This is a genomic window from Niallia taxi (assembly GCF_032818155.1).
Lineage (GTDB): Bacteria > Bacillota > Bacilli > Bacillales > Cytobacillaceae > Niallia > Niallia taxi_A.
This window is the reverse complement of the sequence record NZ_CP102590.1, coordinates 448094-462915: the sequence shown is the minus strand read 5'-3', so window position 1 is coordinate 462915 and position 14822 is coordinate 448094. Positions and strand designations below refer to the sequence as shown.

Annotated in this window: 11 protein-coding genes; 7 read left to right on the top strand and 4 right to left on the bottom strand. The window is 35.8% G+C overall.

The features are described from left to right. Positions 1–13: 13 nt before the first annotated feature. Both NQZ71_RS21395 and NQZ71_RS21390 read left to right on the top strand, forming a co-directional pair. Complete coding sequence (locus NQZ71_RS21395) at positions 14–1597, top strand: hypothetical protein (RefSeq protein WP_317012380.1); 1584 nt, start codon at positions 14–16, stop codon at positions 1595–1597. Positions 1598–1764: 167 nt separating this feature from the next. After that, positions 1765–2355, top strand: coding sequence for a YdeI/OmpD-associated family protein (locus NQZ71_RS21390; protein WP_144454382.1), 591 nt, complete (start codon positions 1765–1767; stop codon positions 2353–2355). 104 nt (positions 2356–2459) lie between these two features. Here the strand turns inward: NQZ71_RS21390 and NQZ71_RS21385 are convergent, their stop codons facing one another. Then, on the bottom strand, positions 2460–3431 hold the full coding sequence (locus tag NQZ71_RS21385) for a cation diffusion facilitator family transporter (protein WP_275009020.1): 972 nt from the start codon (positions 3429–3431) through the stop codon (positions 2460–2462). 281 nt (positions 3432–3712) lie between these two features. Between NQZ71_RS21385 and NQZ71_RS21380 the strand changes: the two genes are divergently transcribed. The 3 genes from NQZ71_RS21380 to NQZ71_RS21370 all read left to right on the top strand — a co-directional run bounded on the left by NQZ71_RS21380 (position 3713) and on the right by NQZ71_RS21370 (position 8237). Beyond that, positions 3713–4420, top strand: a complete 708-nt coding sequence (locus tag NQZ71_RS21380; RefSeq protein WP_275009022.1) for a DNA alkylation repair protein — start codon at positions 3713–3715, stop codon at positions 4418–4420. Between the two features lie 70 nt (positions 4421–4490). Then, positions 4491–7658, top strand: a complete 3168-nt coding sequence (locus NQZ71_RS21375) for an ATP-binding cassette domain-containing protein (protein WP_317012379.1) — start codon at positions 4491–4493, stop codon at positions 7656–7658. 138 nt (positions 7659–7796) lie between these two features. Then, on the top strand, positions 7797–8237 hold the full coding sequence (locus tag NQZ71_RS21370; RefSeq protein WP_317012377.1) for a hypothetical protein: 441 nt from the start codon (positions 7797–7799) through the stop codon (positions 8235–8237). A 26-nt stretch (positions 8238–8263) separates the two neighbouring features. Here the strand turns inward: NQZ71_RS21370 and NQZ71_RS21365 are convergent, their stop codons facing one another. Beyond that, positions 8264–9139 carry a M15 family metallopeptidase gene (locus tag NQZ71_RS21365; protein WP_317012375.1) on the bottom strand — a complete coding sequence of 292 codons (876 nt, stop codon included), beginning with the start codon at positions 9137–9139 and terminating at the stop codon, positions 8264–8266. A 228-nt stretch (positions 9140–9367) separates the two neighbouring features. On the opposite strand from NQZ71_RS21365, the gene NQZ71_RS21360 reads away from it, so the two are divergent. Further along, positions 9368–9607 (top strand): hypothetical protein, encoded by a 240-nt coding sequence (locus NQZ71_RS21360; protein ID WP_275009026.1) that lies wholly within the window; start codon positions 9368–9370, stop codon positions 9605–9607. A gap of 484 nt (positions 9608–10091) precedes the next feature. Here the strand turns inward: NQZ71_RS21360 and NQZ71_RS21355 are convergent, their stop codons facing one another. Continuing rightward, on the bottom strand, positions 10092–11186 hold the full coding sequence (locus NQZ71_RS21355) for a sensor histidine kinase (protein ID WP_317012504.1): 1095 nt from the start codon (positions 11184–11186) through the stop codon (positions 10092–10094). Beyond that, entirely contained in the window at positions 11179–11874 is a 696-nt protein-coding gene (locus NQZ71_RS21350; RefSeq protein WP_317012374.1) for a response regulator transcription factor, read from the bottom strand. The genes NQZ71_RS21355 and NQZ71_RS21350 overlap by 8 nt, the downstream gene beginning before the upstream one ends. Before the next feature lie 581 nt (positions 11875–12455). On the opposite strand from NQZ71_RS21350, the gene helD reads away from it, so the two are divergent. Beyond that, positions 12456–14792 (top strand): RNA polymerase recycling motor HelD, encoded by a 2337-nt coding sequence (helD, locus tag NQZ71_RS21345; protein WP_317012373.1) that lies wholly within the window; start codon positions 12456–12458, stop codon positions 14790–14792. Positions 14793–14822 lie beyond the last annotated feature (30 nt).

Sequence of the window (14822 nt, the reverse complement as noted above, 5' to 3'; positions counted from 1 at the left end):
GGATGTCTTCAATTTGAAATGGCCATTTTTTAATAAGAAATCCTATTATCCTGCAGATAACTATTCAAAGGAATATATAGAAGAGGTGCTTAATTATACGCGAGGCAGCTTATTAACAAAAATCCCTGCGATTTTTGAGCTATTACTAACAAGCTCGCCGGAATTGAAAATGAGAGCAGCTCAAGTTTTGTATAAGTGTGTATCAACCTTAAATGTTTTAGATTTATTGAAGCTTGATTCTTTATTTAGAGAACGTACATCACAGCATTGGTCTTATGGATGGGAAAAGGAAAACCCGGAAAGTCTGTTTATACCTATTATGTCGGAGGACGAGAAAACAGTTATATTAGGCTTATGCAGTTTTCATCCAAATGGATATTTTAGAGAAAAAGCACTGTATAAATTAGCACAGCAAAATACAGGGAAAGAATTACCTTATTTGCTATTAAGATGTAATGATTGGGTTCAAGAGTTAAGAAAGCCAGCTGAACAATATGTAGAGTCTCGGTTAACTGAACAGCATTTGAAGGGAATTATTAAGTGTCTTCCGTATATTATAAACAACGAAAACAGCAACGCTTTTAAAAAGACTGTGCAGCTTTTAACCGAAAAGCAGTCATTCCCTTATTTGGATAAGGGCACAGAATCAAAAGACAGGACAATTCGGTTAGCTTGTTATCAAATGATGATGTTTTTGAATGTAATTAATAAAGAATCCCTTATGAAGTACTATAGCAAAGAAAAAGAGCCGTCATTACGACTGTTTCTTTTTAATGAATGGATGAGAGATTTAACGGTCGATGTCTTTGAGAGCTATTACCCTCTATTAAATAGAGACAAGTCTCCGACAATTCGTTTAAAGGTATTAGAAAAAGTTAATTATTACTTTCCGAGTGAAAGTTTTAAACAGCTGGAAGCAGCCTTATTAGATAAAAGCAGGGCGATTCGCGCATTTGCTAGATTTTTAATAAAAAAACAAGATGAAACATATGATTTCATTATGTTTTACAGTCAAATGTTAACCGCTAACCTGTCTGTACAAACAGCAATTTTAGGATTAGGTGAAGTTGGCAGACAGGAGCATGCAGAATTAATTACCCCTTACTTAAAACATAACAATGTTTCCTTCATGAAGGCAGCAATTCGTGCAGTAACCATGTTAGACGGTGAAACATATAAAAGGAGCATTGCTGAATTGCTGAATTGTAAACATAGAGGTATTTCTAAAGCAGCAATGAAGGCAATTGCTTCCCTAAATTATGAGAATTTGAAAGAACCTCTATATACTCTTTATAAAGATTCTATATACGACCATACAAAATACAATACAGCTTTGTTGTTAAGCTCACTCCCAAAATGGGAGGCAATTATTTATATAATAAAGTTCAGTGTTAATGCCGAGGACGATAAAATTTCCAGATTAGGCAAAAGAAAGCTAGAAAGATGGATTGCACAATATAATCGCAGTTTTGTATTACCAACAAAGCAGCAAATCGAATCTATAAAAACCTTATTATTTAAATATGGAAATGCATTAGAACAACAACAGGTATGTGCCATTGAATTTTGTTTGAAAGGGATTGAAACAAGAGGGTAGAACAGGCGAGCCAGCCGGTATTCACCTTGACACCGCACCATTAATGCCCTATTATTACTCGGAAAACAATTCTGTCATTTCAAGTACTTCCTTATTTTGAAATGGCAGCCATTTTATATAATTAGAATCACTGTCAGAATCGAAAAAATATAAAGGGGTATCTGGTCATGACAACATTAAATCCGAAGGTTGATGAGTTTATAAATAAAGCCAAGAGCTGGCAGGAGGAATATATTAAGCTGAGAAGCATTATTCGCGACTGCGAGCTTACTGAAGAATTTAAGTGGATGCATCCCTGTTATACGCTAAATAACAAAAACATTGTGTTAATACATGGCTTTAAAGAATATGTTGCATTGCTGTTTCATAAAGGTGCGTTGCTAAAGGATCCAGAGGGGATTTTAGTTCAACAAACAGAAAATGTCCAAGCAGCCCGTCAAATTCGCTTTACTAATTTACAAGAAATAGTGGAAAAGGAAGCAGTTATAAAAGCCTATATTCACGAAGCAATAGCAGTCGAGGAAGCTGGCTTAGAGGTAGAGCTTAAAAAGAATGAAGAATACAGCGTACCAGAAGAGCTTCAGCAAAAATTCGCTGAAAATCCTGCGTTTAAAGAAGCTTTTGAAGCATTAACACCTGGGAGACAAAGAGCCTATCTGTTGCATTTTTCGCAAGCAAAACAGGCGAAAACAAGAGAGGCAAGAATAGAAAAGTATTTACCGCATATTCTTGAGGGGAAAGGCTTAAATGATAAGTAAATAAAATTGCGATTAAACCTTCCGTTATATTTGGAAGGTTTTTTTTTACCCCCAAAAAAACAAGAAAAGAACGATCGTGCCACTGCATGATCGTTCTCCTAAAATTAAATGTTCGGATTTTCTTCCGGTTTCCAATTAAGAATGCCGTCATCTTTAACAAACTCGATAATAACATCTGTAATGCCTTCTACTTGTCCAATTTTAGCCTCTATCCTAAGTCTGACATTATCTGCTTCAGCGATAGTAAGAGTTGGAGCTAGCTCCACTTTTACTTCCGCATGGAAGTGTTCGCCCTCTTTAATAACGACTAATTCTTGGATATCTTTCACTAAAGGATCCTGCATGACAAGCTGACCAATTTGGATTTCCATTTCATCATCTGATTCGCCAATTACACCTGCGGCATTGTCAAGAAATACCTTTCCAACAACAAAAAACATCATAATTCCGATAATAACGGAAGCAATTCCCTCTAATGCATGGAAACCAGTATATTTAGAAATGATAACAGCAGCTAAAGCTAGTAGACCGCCACCAGCAGCAACTAAATCCTCCATGAATACCAATTTTGTGGCTGGTTTTGCTTTCCCAACTAACTGAAAGCTTTTGAAAATGATCTGCATTCCTTTTGCCGAAGAATTTGTTTCATGCATGATTTCCTTCATTGCTTTGTATAGCACAGAAGACTCTAAAACGACTCCAATAGCTAATACACTTACAACAATCGCAAATCCAGCAGATTCTGTTGGATGAATGATATGGTGAACGCCTTCTTTAATCGTTTCATAACTCATAATTCCAACAATTAATACTGCACCTAGTAATACTAAGTTGACTAATCTTCCAAAACCACTAGGAAATCGTTCTGTTGGAGCCTTTTTAGAAAGTGCTGAACCAATATAAACAAAGAATTGATTGGCTGCATCCCCGATTCCATGCATGGTTTCTGCAAACATTGCAACGTTTCCTGTAAAGGCAAACGCAATTCCTCTAATTGTGGCAATAATGGCATTGACAATCCCTGCCGTTAAGGCCGCTTTGTTTCCCTGTTTCAATAGAATAAATAACTCTTTCATTTCTCGTTGTTCCTTCTTTCCTTTGGTTGATATATAACATTATACATATTTCCAAGAGGAATTATATCCCATGTGATGTTTTTTATAAGTAAATCAACCATATAAAGCGGAATTTTAATAAAAAAAGATATTTACAGAGCGGTTTCCGAAAATGCTCTTTCTTTTTTTTCTTCTTATTTATTTAACAAATTGTGTCGGTATACTTCCTAGCATTAATGGTAAAATGGACAAGTATGGGATACATATAAAATGAAAATACATATGGAAAGGAAGTATGAGCATTGGAATTTAAAACGGTTATGGAAGAGCTAGAAGCACTTGGTAAGGAAAGAATGAAAAAAATGTACATGACAAATGGTGCACAGGAGCCATTATTTGGGGCAGCAACAGGTGCGATGAAACCAATTAAAAGGAAAATAAAAATAAATCAGCCATTGGCAGAAGAGCTATACGCAACAGGAAATTATGATGCTATGTATTTTGCAGGTGTTATTGCCGATCCAAAAGCGATGACGGAAGCAGATTTTGATCGTTGGATTGATAAAGCATACTTTTATATGCTGTCCGATTATGTGGTAGCGGTAACATTGTCCGAGTCAGATATTGCTCAAGAGGTTTCAGATAAATGGATTGAAAGCGGAGAAGAGCTGAAAATGTCGGCAGGATGGAGCTGTTATTGCTGGCTTTTAGGCAATCGTAAGGACAGTGAATTCTCTGAAGACAAGATTTCCAATATGCTTGATAAGGTGAAATCTTCGATTCATGAGGCACCAGAACGAACAAAATCAGCGATGAATAATTTTGTATACACGGTTGGCGTTTCTTATAAACCGCTTCATGAAAAAGCAGTTGAGACTGCAAAGCAAATTGGTGTGGTAGAAATGAAACGGGATAACAAAAAAAGCAGTTTTCTTAATGCATCTGAAAATATCCAAAAACAAGTGGATTTAGGAAAGCTTGGCTTCAAACGCAAGTATGTTAGATGTTAACAGCAACTTGCTGTTGAAATACTAGCGAATTCGTTGCATGTATGTAGAAAATGGAGAGGATAGAAAGCCGATGAAAATAAATCAATTAATTGCCAACAATATTAATCGCTTAAATACCGTTTTGCCTGAGGATTTATCGTTAGGAATTGCCGGATTATCCGGTTCTGGAAAAACAACATTTTGCCAAACGATAGGGGAAGAATCAAAAAAACGGCTCGTTTCTTTATTGCCTAAGGCTGAATATCAATACCTGTTTTCTAATATAATGGAAACGAATTTTAGTGCTATCAAGATGGAGGAAATGCCTTTAGTTCTTTTTCTTGGAAAATCATCGATTTCATCGAATCCACGCTCAACGATTGGCACACATACAGGTGTTTTTAAGGAAATTCGGGAACGGTTAGGTGAAGTCTTTCATGTTTCACCAGAAGTATTCTCCTTTAATAATGCATTAGGCTGGTGTCCTGCATGTAAGGGGCGCGGAACTACAAAAAACGTTGCATGCAAAAAATGCGAGGGCAGACGGTACAATCCTGAGGTGGAGCAATATACGCTGTCCTTATTTAATCAGCCACATAGCATTTCTGATATTAATGATTTAAGCATGGAAACAATTCTTTCATTATCAGACGAATTAAATATAAGCGACGAAAGACAAAAAATCCTCCAAAATATCATCAATATGAATATTGGCTATTTATCGTTAAACCGCATAATGGGCACATTATCAGGCGGAGAATTAACGCGAATGTACTTAGCGGAGTTTATGGCAGCCAGCAGTAACAGCGTGATCATTATTGATGAAATTTCCGTTGGGCTTGATCACAATACGTTGCTGCAAATTTTGGAGCAAATCAAACAACTCGGTTATAAAAATCAAATTTGGCTTATTGACCACTCTGATACAGTTTTGAATACGACAGATGAGCAATTGTTTTTCGGTCCAGGCAGTGGAAAATACGGCGGGAAAATTGTCAAGGAATCACCTAGGCCTGAACCAGTTTATTGGAGTCGTAAACAAGATGATCCCACTGATTACTATCAATTTCACGACTTATACTGTCGAAACATTCAAATGGATGAAATCCAAATCCCCAAAAACAGACTTGTTACCTTTACAGGTGAATCTGGATGTGGCAAATCGACGCTTGTAAACGAATGTATCTCAAAGGATTTTATGAAGCGATATCCAAAGGATAAGCTGGTCATGGTTGGACAAGACCGCAACCAGTCAATTACAAGCAGGTCCACAATTGCGACATTCCTTGATATAAAAAAGAAGCTGACGAAATACAGTGAAGAAATTGATGACATCTTCCAGCGTTCCATAGAAGATATTATTGCGGAGCTTCCTAATGAAGATATTGCCCATAAACGGTTGAGCTTGCTTATTAAACTTGGACTAGGTTACTTGACATTAGAAAGAAAAACACAAACATTATCAACTGGTGAGTTTCAATGTGTTCATTTAGTTTCTGAGCTGTATGCAAATACTAGAAATCCTCATACATTATTTATTTTCGATGAACCATCAAAAGGATTATCTCAAAATATATTAAACCAGTTTATTGATAGCGTTAGGGTTATTTTAAATGACGAATCTGTTTCAATCATCATGATTGAACATAATGCCTATATGCTAGAAAGCTCTGATTTTATTATTGATTTTGGCAAAAGGCAGCAGGAGCCTGTCAGACATCTTGATGTCGTCGGTCATGATAACTATTTTACAAAGCATACTACTGAACATGATCGCGCTCCTGTACATATTTCTTCCACTTTAGAAGATAAAAACGGGATTACTTACTTAAAAGAAAACCATATTGAATACTTTAAAAGTGCGGAAAACACATATAAAGGTGGTATTTTAAAAAGCTTATCTTCCATGGCTCGGTTGATTTACGGTGAATATGAATCAGATAAAATTGCACCTGTTATCGCTATTGATTTAGAAAGACACTTATATAGTCAATACAGTTTTCTTTATGAAATGGGCGGATTGATTAATCATCTAGTTGCTGCACATCCAACAAATAAAGATACGAGAAGCTTTGATTTTTTCAGTCAGGATAATCATTGTCCAAGCTGTTCAGGTCGGATGGAAGTGGAGAAGTTTGATTTTGAATTAGTTATTCAAGATAAAACAGTTCCATTTTGGGACGGGCTTTTACATCCGGACGTGATGGAGGTGTTGAAATTCTATCAGCATGCCAAAATAGAGTTCCTGTTTGCAGAAATAAAAAATGAACTTGGCCAGAATTTAAGTAAAAGCTACAATGATTTGACAGAAGCAGAAAAACATACATTTTTATATGGATATTGGGAAAAGTCATTTTATGATAAAGCAACAAAGTCCTCGAAAAAATGGGAAGGCTTTAACTTTATCCTTGGACGGTATATGGTTATTTCCAAATCAATAATAAAAGAGCAAATGAAGCAATCAAAGGAAATGATTCCTTGCCCAATTTGTAATGGGACTATTTTAAACCATAAGAAAAAATTGAGCTTTGATAACATTGATATTAGAGAGATAATCCAACTGCCTATTAATCAAGTGATTGAAATAGTAGGACAAGTACCTGAGCTTGAAAAGCTTCAATCAATCGTTGGCGGCGACATGGTTCTTACAGAAGATGTTTCCTTACTTCCGAGAGAAACACAGGTAGCGTTGAAAATGTTTGAGTTAGAGCAAGCAAGCTTTGCTGGTTATGAGGTAATCCTACAAAATGCATTGCCATTCTGGGGCCGAATTAACAGGAATATAGAAGCAATAAGCAGCAAAAATCAGCTGACAATCTGTGATTTTGCCAAAATTGAAGAAACAAGGGAAGCCATTATTGATAAATATTTCAACAATGGTAAATTCAAAAAACTAACTTATGTATATGAAGCGTTTGGCTACAAAAAGCTTGTAACGCAAATCAACAAAATAAAAACAAGCCATCAATGTCCATTCTGCAAAGGAAAAAAAGTCATTTCAGAGGACAATTTGCATGATGGTGTTTATAAATTATCCGTTCCTTGTGTCAGCTGCTATGCGAGCGGCATTAACGACGAAGGTCGTAAAGAGCTGGTTGAAGGAATTCAAGTACAAACATGGCTGACAGGCAAGGTAAGGGATGTGGTGGAAGCTGCAAATATGGAGGAAGTAGCAGATATACCAATTTTCAACCGGATACGAGAGCTGAATAAACGAGATTTAATGGCAGTATATCATTATCTTGAGCAGAGTAAATAAAACGAAAAGGCAATAGATGGCTCATCCCTCTATTGCCTTTCTATTTCTTCACAAAAAGTTCAGCTGCTTCTGCTTGAAGAGTATGCTACTGTTAAGAAAAATGCAATATTCTTAATTTAAGAGGGAGGCAGGAAACTATTGAATCAAAAGATAGAAAAAATAATAAGTGGCTTTTGTGGAGTCTGGGAACTGATAAGTGAAAAATGCTCTTATTCTAATGGTGAGCCACCAAAGTCAGGAACCTATGAAATTAATTTCGATAGAGACAATGTCCATTTTCATGTTAGCTGGGAGGATAAAGACAGTAAAAGGTTCCAAGTGGAATTTGCAGGAATACCGGATGGAATAAAGTATCCATATGAAGATAATCCCCATGTGGACACTGTAAAGTATGAAATAACCTCCGCTGGCAATTTTATTTCAACCGCTTACAAAGGTAATCTCCTTTTAAATGAAGCCAGCAGGGTATTATCGGAGGACGGCAATTTTTTGTATGTTACGCAAAAGGTACTTGGGGTAGATGGTGAACTGCATGCTAATTCTTCTGTATATAAAAGGCGAAAAGCTAAATTTGCATAGTTTCCGCTCTTTTTGTTCTTTTTGTTTCACTTATATAAATAACTCGTTACAATTACACCATCGATATTATTACCCGAAATTTCAAATTGACCGTTCACAGGTACTTGGATCGTTAAATTTTGTGTGACATGATAATAAGAAAGCGTATATACCTTTTGGTCAATTGTAATGGTAATAGTTTTCTTTTTCTTTAAGTAATCCAAATATTCTTCTAAAACAAAATTTTTTTCGTGCATGATAATACTGTGTGGTAATCCGACATAACGAATATGCCATGGTTCATACTCAATCCCAGTAATAGCTGATTTATCCTTTGGATATCGTAAAATAAAACCGTATTTCCAAGCATTGTTTTCTATCCATTTTCCTTCTTCTGCTTCATACATAGTCTTTTTTGTTGAACCAATATCAAGTGATAAGCCTAAATTATGTTCACTATATCCGGCTGGGAGTGCATAGTCTGATCCTAATGTCTCGTAAAGACTAGCTTGCTCAGCAAAATCTCGGAATCCGCTGCTAATCATAAAGTGATTAACTCCATCTTTTTTTGCTGCGGCAATCATATTAGAAAACTTAAGGCCGATTTCCTTTGATAATGTTATGTCATTATTAAGTAATGCATACTGCTTTGTTAATTTAGGATGCTCAGCTAAATTTACGATATCAGATTTTATACTATTTTCTTGAATAGGAAGCATATTGTTAACCAATAGAAGGTCTCCGTTATAAATGTGTTTAGAAGTCAGCTTGAAATTTTTTTGCTTTTCAGAAGGAAACAGATCTACATTTCCATTTTTTACGATAGAGTATTCCTTTATTTGATCCTTTTCCAACAAATTTGGTAGTTTAGTAAAAGCGCTTAATAATATCGCAATAATAATAAAAAATCCCCACTTCTTCACTTAAAGCTTCCTCCTTAATCTTACTTGCTTAAAGAATAAGAGAAAGTGATTAATAAAAGAGTGGGGTAAATCTTAAATTTTTCTTAAATGTTAAAGTAAATTATTTTTTTGAAAACTTTCGCTATGTTAAAAGTTAAGATTGATAATGAAGAAAAGGGATTTTTTAACATGTTTACCCATTTTATGATATCATTAAAAGGAAAGTGTTTAATTTATGGAGGCAAGATAATGAAAAAAGGATACTTTAGAGATGGATTTTTGATTTTGGTAATGTTTCTAACAATGTTTTGGTCACTTTTTAGTGTTGATGGAAATATAGATTTTACCGATTCCTTAATCTTAGTGCCGATGTTATTTATCAGTAGTTTTTACTTAATTACTCCAATTTTTCTAAGTGCTGAAAAAATCAATTCTATTGACAATTGGTTTAATTCTTTTATAGGTATAAATCAAAATAATGAAGAATGATTTGAAGAGGCTGGGACAAAACAAAAGATAAGCTTTCTAAACACGAATAATAGAATTACAACTAAATTTGAAAAATGAAGGTTGTGACTAAATAGAATGTTGAGTTAATGTTAGTTCGTTTCACTGCGCTGCACCAACTCGCTTTCCGCGGGGATGAAGCTGAGCCTCCTCGTCTTCGCTCCATTCCACTATGATTTCTAATTATTGTATTAAAACCAAAAACAAAAAACCGAACTATCTAATCAGTAGTTGATTAGTAGTTCGGTTTTTACGCTGATTCACATACTTATGTCCCAGCCTCTTTTAGTAACAAGGTTGATAAAAATACAAAGCTTTGCTGGATTTAACTGTTTCTTATGTCAAAAATCTGAAACCAAATTAAATATAATTGTCAATACAGGGAGAAACTCCATTGAACCTACGTATCCATTTCTTTCAAATATACTTGATTACATAATGATTAACAGACAAACTTCTTTCACTATTAAATATTTTGCGGTAAACGAACTTCAAATATTGTCCGAATTAAACTGCTGTCCACAGTAATGATTCCATCATGCTGATCGACAATGTTTTTCGCAATGAATAAGCCCAAGCCAGTACTGCCTTCTTTGTGAATTCTAGCTTTATCGCCCTTATAAAACATATCAAAGAGATAGGGTAATTCCTCCTGCGGGATGGAATCTCCATAATTAATGATTTGGATAACGACATCATCGTTATCGAGGAACCCATTTATATCTACATACTGACCATCATATCCATAGCGATTTGCATTCGTGAGAAGATTTTCAAATACACGTGCTATTAATTCACCGTCTCCTATTATAGGTAAGTGGGTAGGAAGTTCTGTTCGAATGATTAAATTATTCTTTTCAAAGACTGGGAATAATTCTTCCTTTAATTGATATAGCAGGTCTGATAAATCAATTTTCTTTTTATTGACTGGCAGTTTGCCATAATTCATTCTCGTTATCTCAAATAATTCATCTATAAGCCGTTCTAAACGCTGAGACTTTTTATAGGCAATCATTAAATAATGGTTAATCTGGTCTTGAGTTAAGTTTTCATCTTTTAGTAATAAATCAATATATCCTAAAACAGAGGTGAGTGGTGTCCGTAAATCATGTGCCAAATTGATAACGAGCTGGTTTTTGCTGCTTTCCGAGAAATCTCCTCTTTCAACAGCCTCTTTTAAATGTTCATTTGCCTGATTTATGTCCTTGGCTATATCTTGAAACTCATCGTTTGAGTTTATATGAACTCTATAAGTGAAATCCCCCTGTGCAAGATGATTAATGCCAGTGGAAATCTCTTGGAAATAAAAAGAATAACGATTTGTTAGTAAATAAAAAAACAAAAAAGACAGGGGGGCGAAAATCAGGAAAAAAACCTTGATATCACCAATATTATTAATCATTTGCCGGAATAAACTTAGTCCGTCACCGTATTCAGCAAAATTGTGATAAAAAAGTTGGAGAACTTTATAGATTAAATAGGTAATAATTCCTGAAAAAAGCATACTTAAACTAAATAACAGCACCATTCTTGAGCGGAAGCTACGAAACACTTTAAACATGGAATGCATACCCAACACCCCAAACAGTTTTAATCCACTTATTTTTTTGTGAATCATCTTGGATTTTTTTCCGTAAAGTACGTATATGTACCATTACGGTATTCCCACCTTCGAAATACGCTTCACCCCAAACTTGCTGAAATATATTTTCGATACTATAGACCTTCTTTGGATGGCTTGCCAGTAAATACAGAATATCAAACTCTTTCGGAGTTAAAATAATATTTTCCCCGTATAATGTCACGGAACGCTGATCTGGTGTAATAATAAGGCCGCCAAATTCCAGTGTCGTCTGTGTTTCTTGCTGCTGTTGATTGAGCTTTAAAAACCGTCGCAAATGAGCATTTACACGAGCAACCAATTCAATCGGGGTAAACGGCTTTGTTATATAATCATCCGCTCCAATCGCTAGTCCGTGCACTTTATCGAAATCAGAAGCTTTTGCACTTAAAAAAATGATAGGCATATTATAATGTTTGCGAATATGGGTAGTTAGCTCATGGCCATCCATTTTCGGCATCATTATATCCAAGATAAGCAAATCGATTGACAGTGTTTGGATTACACGCAGAGCTTCTTGTCCATCATAAACTTTATGAACATGATAACCTTCCTTTTCTAAATGAATAGCTACCAAATCGGCAATCTCATTTTCATCATCTGCAATTAATATAGAAATACGTTTCATCTATTTTTCCTCCTATTAATGATTCTTGCTATGTATTTTCTAATTCTCTTATTATATTTGTCATTAATTAGTCATAGTGATTAAACCAGTAAAAATGATAAAAGTCACTAGTATTTTTGCATTATTATGGCCAGATTCCTACTATTTTTAATGATTTAGCGGTTATTTTATTAAAAAGAAGTAGCAAACAAGTGCAAAATAGGAAGGAAGGGGAAAGGAGTTTACGTAAAAAAACGCACAGAAAAATTCTATGCGTTTTTTGCTTCCTAATAGTTGAAGTTTAGCACAAGTAAATATGTTTTTAAGAATTTCAAAAAAAGGTTTGGGAGTAAAAAATAGTATGGAGTTTAGAACGGTAAGTAGTAATAAGCGGAAAGAAAAATGAGGTGTAAATAAAAAAAGACAGCCAAAAACCAAGATAAACCCATTGTAATTGGTCTAATCCTGTGATAATCTTATAAAGGCTCACTTTTTATAGTCGGTTTTACGTATAATTATCCTATTTTCTACTTTAATTATACGATGTGAACGAGACATTAGTCAACCTTTTATTAAAAATTATTTTTCTGAGGAGTGTTGCTATGAATTCCGAATTTCAGCAGGAACAAAAACGGGTAGCAAGTGTGACACAGGTAATTACGGAAGAAATGAAAAAAATGGAGGATGAGTCTGTAAAAAGCAAAAATGAAGTTGTTCATATCCGCAGGCATTTTTGGGATGAGGTGAAGGTGAATACAGAAACCTTTGATGACTATCTTGAAACGATAATTAACCTGCGGCAAGAGGCTCAAGTTTTGTCAGTAAGTCAAAGCATTCATAATCATGCTGCAAAGCGTTTATCCACATTACGGAGAATGCAGGAGGTTCCTTATTTTGGCCGAATCGATTTCATGGAGGAAGGGGAATTAGCTGAGGAACATATTTATATAGGGATCGCCTCACTTAGTGATTCTAGTGGCGAAGATTTCCTGATTTACGATTGGAGAGCTCCAATTTCTAGTGTCTACTACGATTATCAGCCTGGAGCTGTTCAGTACCAAACACCTGGGGGAACAGTTTACGGCTCCCTTGAGAAAAAGTGGCAATACCTTTGCCGTGGCGGCGAACTTCAATCTATGTTCGATACAAGTCTGACTATTGGGGACGAAATATTACAGCAGGTGCTCGGTGAAGGTACAGGCAAACAGATGCATAATATCGTAGCGACAATTCAACAGGAGCAAAACCAGATTATTCGGTTTGATCATAAGAAACTGCTTATCGTGCACGGTGCAGCAGGCAGTGGCAAGACATCTGCAGCTCTTCAGCGAATTGCGTATCTGCTTTACAAATATAGAGATAGTCTGAATGCGGATCAAATCATTCTGTTTTCACCTAATTCGATGTTCAGCAGTTATGTTTCCAATGTGCTCCCAGAGCTTGGTGAGGAAAATATGCAGCAGGTTACATTTCAGGAATATTTAAATCATCATCTGAGTAAAAAGTTCCATGTTGAAAACCCATATGAGCAATTGGAATATATACTGACTGCAGAAAAAAGTCCTTCATACAACGTAAGGCTTGCAAGTATCCGGTATAAAGCATCGACCGCTTTTTTTGAAGCGATTCAAGCATATAGGCTGTCGCTAGAATTATCGGGAATGCTATTTAAGGACATTATCTTCAGAGGGAAACCAATTGTAACGGCACAAGCAATTTCAGAAAGGTTTTATGAACACGATACAGAACTTCGCTTTCATAATCGACTGGAAAAGCTGCAAGACTGGCTGCTGGAAAAAATAACCGCGACACAAAAGGGTGAGCGGAAACAGCCGTGGGTGCAGGAGGAAATAGAGCTGCTTAGCGATGCTGATTACCATAAGGCACGTATATACTTAGCAAAAAAACGCGGCTATAAAAGAGAAGAAATTGCCGACTACGAAGTGGAGCCTGCAGCTCTAGCCAGCCTTATTATTCAGCGGAAATTCAAGCCGTTCCGAAAGCAAATAAAAGACTTCCGTTTCATTGATTTTAAAGGTATTTATAAGCAGATTTTTATAGATTCTCAAGCTTTTAAACAATGGAGTAAAGGGGAAACTCCAGTGGAATTGGCGGCCATTTGTCAAACAACGATAGAAATGCTTGCTGAAGATAAGCTTTTTTATGAGGATGCTACACCTTTTTTACTTTTACAGGAATTAATACAAGGCTTTCAGTCAAACAGCGCCATTAAACATATTGTTGTTGATGAGGCACAGGATTATTCACCATTTCAGTTTGAGTTTTTGCGAAGATTGTTTCCGTCGGCAAAAATGACAGTGCTAGGAGACTTTAATCAGGCGATCTTCGCACATGCAAGCGATAAGGTCGATTTCCATACACTTTCAAGCCTTTATGGACCAGATGAAACAGAGCTCATCAATTTGGCGAAAAGCTATCGCTCTACTAAACCAATCATTGAATTTACTCGCCGACTTATTCCGAATGGAGCTAATATTATTCCGTTTGAACGTGACGGTAATCGTCCAAAGCTGGAGCAGGTAACAGATGCATTTGAGTTGCACACCTCCATCAAAGCAAAAGTTGCTGAGTTGCAGGCTCGTGGCTTTCATAGTATTGCGATAATCTGCAAATCTGCAGAAGAAAGTATTAAAGCTTATGAATCTCTTGCAAGCATTGATGAAATAATACTGGTAAAGAGCAATGCAATCGAGTATGAACAAGGTGTAGTTGTCGTACCAGCATATATGTCAAAGGGCATTGAGTTTGACGCAGTCATCATTTATAATGCATCAGGGCAAGTTTACGCTGATGAAAGCTTACGTAAGCTCTTTTATACTGCCTGCACAAGAGCTATGCACTATTTACAGCTATATAGCGTAGGTGCACCAAGCAAATTTTTGAGGGATGTATTATCGGCAGGGGTTATAGAAGCTTAAATAATTTACACAAAACGAGAATCGCTTTTT